This window comes from Bradyrhizobium sp. S69 (assembly GCF_009766005.1).
Lineage (GTDB): Bacteria > Pseudomonadota > Alphaproteobacteria > Rhizobiales > Xanthobacteraceae > Bradyrhizobium.
The window spans coordinates 1-7,169 of sequence record NZ_LMUK01000053.1 but is presented as its reverse complement, the minus strand read 5'-3'; the positions used below and the strand labels follow the sequence as shown (position 1 = coordinate 7,169).

Annotated in this window: 7 protein-coding genes and 1 pseudogene; 4 read left to right on the top strand and 4 right to left on the bottom strand. The window is 62.7% G+C overall.

The features are described from left to right. The coding region (gene topA, locus GSQ88_RS30205) for a type I DNA topoisomerase (RefSeq protein ID WP_159011517.1) at positions 1-2,181 on the bottom strand (2,181 nt) is incomplete at its 3' end. 222 nt (positions 2,182-2,403) lie between these two features. Between topA and GSQ88_RS30200 the strand changes: the two genes are divergently transcribed. After that, positions 2,404-2,655, top strand: coding sequence for a hypothetical protein (locus GSQ88_RS30200; protein WP_246785119.1), 252 nt, complete (start codon positions 2,404-2,406; stop codon positions 2,653-2,655). 101 nt (positions 2,656-2,756) lie between these two features. Here GSQ88_RS30200 and GSQ88_RS30195 read toward each other — a convergent pair whose 3' ends face one another. Beyond that, positions 2,757-3,224 (bottom strand): winged helix-turn-helix transcriptional regulator, encoded by a 468-nt coding sequence (locus GSQ88_RS30195; protein WP_159011515.1) that lies wholly within the window; start codon positions 3,222-3,224, stop codon positions 2,757-2,759. A 120-nt stretch (positions 3,225-3,344) separates the two neighbouring features. Between GSQ88_RS30195 and GSQ88_RS30190 the strand changes: the two genes are divergently transcribed. Then, positions 3,345-4,118, top strand: coding sequence for an SDR family NAD(P)-dependent oxidoreductase (locus tag GSQ88_RS30190; RefSeq protein ID WP_174248154.1), 774 nt, complete (start codon positions 3,345-3,347; stop codon positions 4,116-4,118). 86 nt (positions 4,119-4,204) lie between these two features. On the opposite strand, the gene GSQ88_RS30185 is transcribed toward GSQ88_RS30190, so the two are convergent. Next, positions 4,205-4,813: an FMN-dependent NADH-azoreductase gene (locus GSQ88_RS30185; protein ID WP_159011511.1), complete on the bottom strand. Its 609-nt coding sequence runs from the start codon at positions 4,811-4,813 to the stop codon at positions 4,205-4,207. A gap of 96 nt (positions 4,814-4,909) precedes the next feature. On the opposite strand from GSQ88_RS30185, the gene GSQ88_RS30180 reads away from it, so the two are divergent. Then, positions 4,910-5,311: a winged helix-turn-helix transcriptional regulator gene (locus GSQ88_RS30180; RefSeq protein WP_159011509.1), complete on the top strand. Its 402-nt coding sequence runs from the start codon at positions 4,910-4,912 to the stop codon at positions 5,309-5,311. Positions 5,312-5,439: 128 nt separating this feature from the next. Here GSQ88_RS30180 and dprA read toward each other — a convergent pair. Next, positions 5,440-6,468: pseudogene (gene dprA / locus GSQ88_RS30175) on the bottom strand (DNA-processing protein DprA); the annotation flags it as partial. A 210-nt stretch (positions 6,469-6,678) separates the two neighbouring features. Here dprA and GSQ88_RS30170 point away from each other — a divergent pair. Further along, positions 6,679-7,128 (top strand): hypothetical protein, encoded by a 450-nt coding sequence (locus GSQ88_RS30170; protein WP_159011507.1) that lies wholly within the window; start codon positions 6,679-6,681, stop codon positions 7,126-7,128. Positions 7,129-7,169: the final 41 nt, after the last annotated feature.

Below are 7,169 nucleotides of genomic sequence, written 5' to 3'. Positions count from 1 at the left end.
CCCCGCCGTGATCGGCTCGCCGGTCTCCGGATGCTTGCCGATCTCGCGCGGCAGTGACAGCAGTTTCAGCGCCATCTCGAGTTCGATGTCGCCGGGTGACATGTTCTTCGGAATACCGGCGCGCTTGGGCTTTTCGCCTTCCGCGTAATCCTTTTGCTCGCCGAGCTGGATATAGGGACCGAACCGTCCGGCCTTCACCACGACATCGAGCTCGGTCGCCGGATCCTTGCCGAGGATACGATCGGCGCTGGCTTCGCTGTCGGCGGCGAGCGGACGGGTATAGCGGCACTCCGGATAATTGGTGCAGCCGACAAACGCGCCGAATTTTCCGGCCTTGAGATTGAGTTTGCCGGTGCCGCAGGTCGGGCATTGCCTGACATCACCGCCATCCGCGCGCGGCGGATAGATGTGCGGGCCCAGCATGTCGTCGAGCGAATCGAGGACTTGCGTCACCCGCAGGTCCTTGATCTCGTTGACGGCGCCGATGAAGTCGCCCCAGAAATCCTTCAGCACCTGCTGCCAGGAGATTTCGTTGTTGGAGATGCGGTCGAGCTGATCTTCCAGCGCCGCGGTGAAATCATATTCGACATAACGCGCGAAGAAGTTCTCCAGGAACGCGACCACGACGCGGCCCTTGTCTTCGGCATGCAACCGCTTCTTGTCGAGCCGGACATAGCCGCGGTCTTTGAGCACTTGCAGGATCGAGGCGTAGGTCGAGGGCCGGCCGATGCCGAGTTCTTCCATGCGCTTGACCAGCGAGGCCTCGGAGAACCGCGGCGGCGGTTCGGTGAAGTGCTGGGTGACCGCGAGATCCTTGCGCTTGAGCGCGTCGCCCTCGCTCATCGCGGGCAGGCGGCGTGAGTCGTCGTCATCGCCGTCGTCGTCGCGGCCTTCCTGATAGAGTGCGAGGAAGCCGTCGAACTTTATGACTTGCCCGGTGGCGCGCAGTTCCAGCAGGCGGGCGCCGGCCTTGGCCGCGATATCGACCGTGGTGCGTTCCAGTTCGGCGGATTCCATCTGGCTTGCAATGGTGCGGATCCAGATCAGTTCATAGAGCTTGGCCTGATCGGCATCGAGGCGGTGGCGCATCTCGGACGGGCGGCGCGACAGGTCGGTCGGACGGATGGCTTCGTGGGCTTCCTGCGCATTCTTGGCCTTGGTCTGATACTGGCGCGGTGCGTCCGGCACATAGGCGTTGCCGTAATCCTCGCCGATCACCGTGCGGGCCTGGGTAATTGCCGAACCGTCGATCTGCACGCCGTCGGTTCGCATATAGGTAATGAGGCCGGTGGTCTCGCCGCCGATGTCGATGCCTTCGTACAGCCGCTGCGCGATCCGCATGGTGTGCGCTGGCGCGAAGCCGTGTTTACGGCTGGCTTCCTGTTGCAGCGTCGAGGTGGTGAAGGGCGGTCCCGGGTTGCGCCGCGCCGGCTTGGCCTCGACCGTGGAGACCGTGAAATTCGCGGTCTCGATCGCCTTCTTGAAATCCTCGGCTTCCGCGCCGGTGCCGATGTCGAGCCGCTGAATCTTCTTGCCGTCGGCGCCGACCAGCCGCGCTTCAAAAGCGTCGCCGCGCGGCGTCGTCAGGGTCGCGACCAACGACCAGTATTCGCGCGGAACGAATTTCTCGATTTCAAGCTCGCGGTCGCAGACCAGCCGCAACGCGACCGACTGCACGCGGCCCGCCGAGCGCGCTCCGGGCAATTTGCGCCACAACACCGGCGATAATGTAAAACCGACCAGATAATCCAGCGCGCGCCGCGCCATATAGGCGTCGACCAGCGCGCCGTCGATCTCGCGCGGATGCTTCATCGCGTCCGTGATCGACTGCTTGGTGATGGCGTTGAACACCACGCGCTCGATCTTGTGGTCCTTGATCGCGCGCTTTTCCTTCAGCACTTCGAGCACGTGCCAGGAGATCGCTTCGCCCTCGCGATCGGGGTCGGTTGCGAGGATCAGCTTGTCGGCGCCCTTCAAAGCCTTGGCGATGTCGTTGAGGCGGCCGGCTGCCTTGGGGTCGACTTCCCAGATCATCTGGAAATTGGCATCCGGATCGACCGATCCGTTCTTCGCCGGGAGATCGCGGACATGGCCGAACGAGGCCAGAACCTCGTAGGACGGGCCTAAATATTTGTTGATCGTCTTGGCTTTCGCCGGCGACTCGACAATGACGATATTCATGTCATTCCAATAGCTTAAGGGGAAAATATGGGCCGGTCTCGCGAGATTCGCGGCGGCCGTTTCGAACCGAACATGGGTGTAGCGGAGGTCGCTGTCAAATCGACAGATGTTGAAAGAGGGCCTTTCGGGTCTGACTTAATATCTAAATGGTTGCAAAATACCGTCCTAGAGTTGTACCCCAAAAAGGGGTATTCTGCGACGGGACACCGCACTGGATCCGTTTTGACCAAGACAAAGAGCGGCCGCAAGCGCGCGCCTCCGGGTAGAATTCGTCGTTCGAAGGACGATGAGCTGCGCGGGGAGCACGGGGACGGTGGTCCGGACGAGGCTGCGGCCTTTATCGCGGAAACCGCTGCCGAACTGGTTCGATTGGCGCGCGGTCATCGGCTGGACATGCTCGGCCATTTGCTCCGGATGGCCGAACTGGAAGCGGAGGAGTACCTCCGGCTGCGCGGCAAGCGCAAACTGTCCTGAGACGGATAGCGTTTTCAAGCCAACGGGTCGCGCGAATGCGCGCCCGATGACAGGCTCCGTGGGTACCGGTTCGCGTCAAGAAAACGCGTCAAAACAAAAGATTAGCCGCGCCGCCGCCGCTTCGCGGCTGGATTCGGCTTCAACATGGTATCGCCGCCGCCTAGTAGCCGGCCGTCCTGCGAACGCAATTCCAGCTTGCGCACTGGGCGGCCTTGTTCTCGGTCCACCAGTATCGTTGCGATTTCTTCCGGCGCATCGTCGAATTGCTCGCTCCACTGCCGCAGCGCCACCAGCACCGGGACAACCCCGTGGCCTTTTGGCGTCAGCACATATTCCTGATAGGCGCTGCCGTCGGAAGCGGGCGCCGTCCGCAGGATGCCATGGTCGACCAGCGCGCGCAGCCGCACCGTGAGGATGTTCTTGGCCAGGCCGAGCTTCTTCTGAAACTCGCCGAACCGGCGGACGCCGAACAGCGCCTCGCGGATGATCAGCATCGACCACCAGTCGCCGATCTCGTCGAGCGATCGCGCGATCGGACATCCGTCGCCTGCAAAGCTTTTGCGTTTCACCGTGACCTCCTAGCGATCGTTGTCCCCGATACCGCCGATCACTCCGTTGTGTAGTTGCGTTATGAAACCAGATACCCTAGATGGCAATATAGTTTAATAATGCAACCACTGGAGACGATCATGCGTTTGGCGAACAAGACGGCGTTCATTACCGGGGGCAACAGCGGCATCGGGCTCGCGACGGCGAAACTGTTCGTGGCCGAGGGCGCCAAGGTCATTATCACCGGGCGCAATAAAGAGACGCTGGAGGCGGCGGGCAGGGAGCTGGGGCCGAACGCGCTTGCGGTTGTGGCAGACACCACCGATATCGCGGCCACCGAAGCCGCCATCAAGAAGGGCGTCGAAAAATTCGGCAAACTCGACGTCGTGTTCGCCAATGCAGGTATTGCCGGCGGTACGCCGCTCGGTAGCGCGACGCTGGAAATCTTTGAAAACGTCCTTCGGACCAACGTGACCGCGGTGTTCTTTACCGTACAGGCCGCGGTTCCCTATCTGAACGACGGCGCTTCCATCATCTTGAACGGCTCGGTGATCTCGGTGCTCGGCAATCCCGGTTATGCCGCCTACGCGGCGAGCAAGGCCGGCGTACGCGCGATGGCACGGGTCATGGCGTCGGAACTGTCGCCGCGTAATATCCGTGTCAATGTGGTCGCGCCTGGTGCGATCCGGACGCCGATCTGGGGTGCTGCGCTGGCGACGCCGGAGGCCGAGAAAGCCTTCGAAAAAAGGATCGGCGCGACCACGCCGCTCGGCCGGATCGGTGAGCCGGATCACGTCTCCAAGACGGTGCTGTTCCTGGCGTCGGATGATTCCGCGCATGTGCAGGGCCAGGAAATATTCATCGATGGCGGCTCGACGGCGTCTCCGGCCGGCGCCCCGATCTATCGCGGCTAGCGGCTCAAGTTCAAGTTCGTCATGCCCGGACAAAGGCGCGCCGTTGCGCCAGATGTCCGGGCATGACCGTTTCTCGTCTCTCTTAATTATGCCGCATGGAGATCCGTGGCGGCTTGCAGGGCGCCGGCCAGTGCCTTCTCGCGGTGTTCCGGTCCGACCTGGATGCCATCGGCGGCAATGAACTCGAGGTTCTTGACGCCGATGAAGCCGAACACGCCGCGCAGATAGGTTTCGAGATGCTCTAAAGCGGCCATCGGCGTGCCGGCGCCGTAGAAACCGCCGCGCGACACCGCGATGATAACGCGCTTGTTGCCGGCCAGGCCCTGGACGCCCTGTGCGTCATATTTAAACGTCTTGCCGGCCACCAGGATGCGGTCGATCCAGGCCTTGAGCTGGCTCGGAATGGTGAAATTATACATCGGCGCGCCGAGCACCACGATGTCGGCAGCGAGAAATTCTTCCAGCACGGCCTGGCTGGCGGCGATGTCCGGCAGCAGGGCTGCTTCAGGGACCGCACCCTGGGCTGCGGCCAGATGTGGGCCGGACAGATGCGCCAGCGGCGTCGAGGTGAGGTCGCGATAGACGATATCGAGACCGGGCGTTGCCTGACGCAGGCGGTCGACGATCGCGGCGGAAACCTGGCGGCTGACGGAGTGCGGGCCGAGAACGCTGGAATCGATGTGCAGGAGTTTCATATGGGTCACCCTTGGTATAAGTTTGTAACTGGCGCTATATGAGTGACTGTCCTAAAACCCCGCAAGAACGCACATTTTTGAAACCCGGGCACATCCTTGAAACCTGAGCACACCAGAGTTCCCGTCCTGCCGCCCAACGCCCACCTCGACGGCGATTGTCGCGGGGTCGCCTCGGTGCTGGCGCGGGTCGGCGACAAATGGAGCGTGTTCGTCATCATGCAGCTCGGCGGTGGCCCGCGCCGCTTCAACGAACTCAAGCGCATGATCGGCGGCATCTCGCAACGGATGCTGACCCTGACCTTGCGCGGGCTGGAGCGCGACGGCCTGGTGACGCGAACCGTATTCCCGACGATTCCGCCACGGGTCGATTATGAACTGACCGATCTCGGACGCGGGTTATCGACGCCGGTCAAAGCGCTCGGCGCGTGGGCGCATGAGCATCAGCCGGAAATCGAAAGCGCGCGCACGCGGTTCGATGGGCGGAACGCGGCAGAGTGAGGCTGTCCCCGCGGCATCTTGGTTCGAGACGGCGCTTCGCGCCTCCTCACCATGAGGGCAACTGGAAACCTCATCCTGAGGAGCATCGCGTAGCGATGCGTCTCGAAGGATGGTCGCCCGGAGAGCCCCTAAATCAGCGATATCAGTCCGCCGCCATGGCGTTCCAGCCGTCCGGCCAATTCCAGCTCCAGCAGCACCACGCGCACGATGGCTGGTGAGGCGTCCGCCATTCGGATCAGATCGTCGAGACTGATCGGGCTCGGCCCCAGCAGATTGACGATCCGCGCACGCTCGCTTGCATCGGCTTCGAAGTCGAGAGGTTCGCCGTCAGGCTCGCGCAACATGATCGGCCGTTCCATGATCGGCTCTACGGCCTGAATAACGTCGGCGGCTTCGGTAATCAGCGTCGCGCCCTGCTTGATCAAATCGTTGGTGCCGGCGGCGCGCGGATCGAGCGGCGAACCGGGAACAGCAAACACCTCGCGGCCCTGTTCGGCGGCGATGCGCGCCGTAATCAGCGATCCCGAGCGATGGGCGGCCTCGACCACGACCACGCCCAGTGCGGCACCCGAAATCAGCCGGTTACGCCGGGGAAAATCGCGGGCGCGCGGCACATGGCCGAGCGGCATTTCGGAAATCGCAGCGCCTGATGCCAGGATCGCGGCCAGCAAATCCTCATGTTCCGGCGGATAGATCCGGTCATGGCCGCCGGCCAGCATCGCAACCGTGCCGCCGTGGATGCTGGTGCGGTGCGCCGCCTGATCAATGCCACGCGCGAGACCCGAGGCGATGACAAAGCCGGCGTCACTGAGATCATGCGCCAGTTTGCCGGCGAATTTCAGCCCGGCGCCGGACGCGTTGCGCGAACCCACGATCGCGATCATCGGCCGCATCAAGACTTCAAGCGCACCGCGCACGCCGAGCAGCGGCGGCGCATCGTCAAGGGTTGCGAGCCGTGGCGGATAGCTGGCTTCACCGGGGCCGACGAGGCTGACGCCCAGTCTTTTGCCGGCCGCGAGTTCGGCGTGCGCATCGTCCTCGCCGCAGATACGTCCTGGCCGTGACGCGCCGCCGCGTCGCGCCATGTCCGGCAGCCGCTCCAGCGCCGCCCGCGCGCTGCCGAAATAACGCAGCAGCGAACGAAAGGTGCGCGGCCCCGGTATTATGGCGCAAACGCCACAAGCTATTTTTGGGGCCTGCTCTTAAATCCGTCCATGAAGGCGAGGCTATAAACCACCCGATCAGTCCACCACGGGCACGAAAACGGCCGACGATTGCGCAGCCCATGCGCGTAGCCGATTTTGTAGCTTAGGGTTTGATGGAAATCGCGAAGCCACGCCATTGGTCAACAATAGCATGGTCGTCCGATGCCCCGCGCCGAAATCCTATCCAAACAAGCCCTGCATACTCTGACCCAGCTTCACGCTGAGCTAGCCGGGAAGATCGAGACCAACCGCAAGTCAGGCGACAAGCTCCGGTCCCAGATGGTGCAGGTTGAAGCCGTCATGAAGATGCTAGACCCGGATTTCAACGCCCGGGCGATCTCAGCCAAGCGCCGGAACGTGGGCAATCCCTGGTTCAAGCGCGGCACTCTATACAGGGCCGTCGTGGACACCCTACGGCGGGCTGAGAGGCCCATGACGGCGGACGATATCTGCAAGGCCCTGTTGGCCGGAAAGTCGCCAGCGGCCACGGGAAAGCAGGAGAATAACCTACAGGCGGCTATCCTTGCGGCGCTGCGGAAGCGGGATGGCGGGCCGGTGGTAGGGGAAGGTGCGCCCGCCCGATGGGCATTAAAAAGGCAAGAAACGCCCTAGAATCAACGTGAAATTAAAACTTTAGAGCAAATGTTCAACAA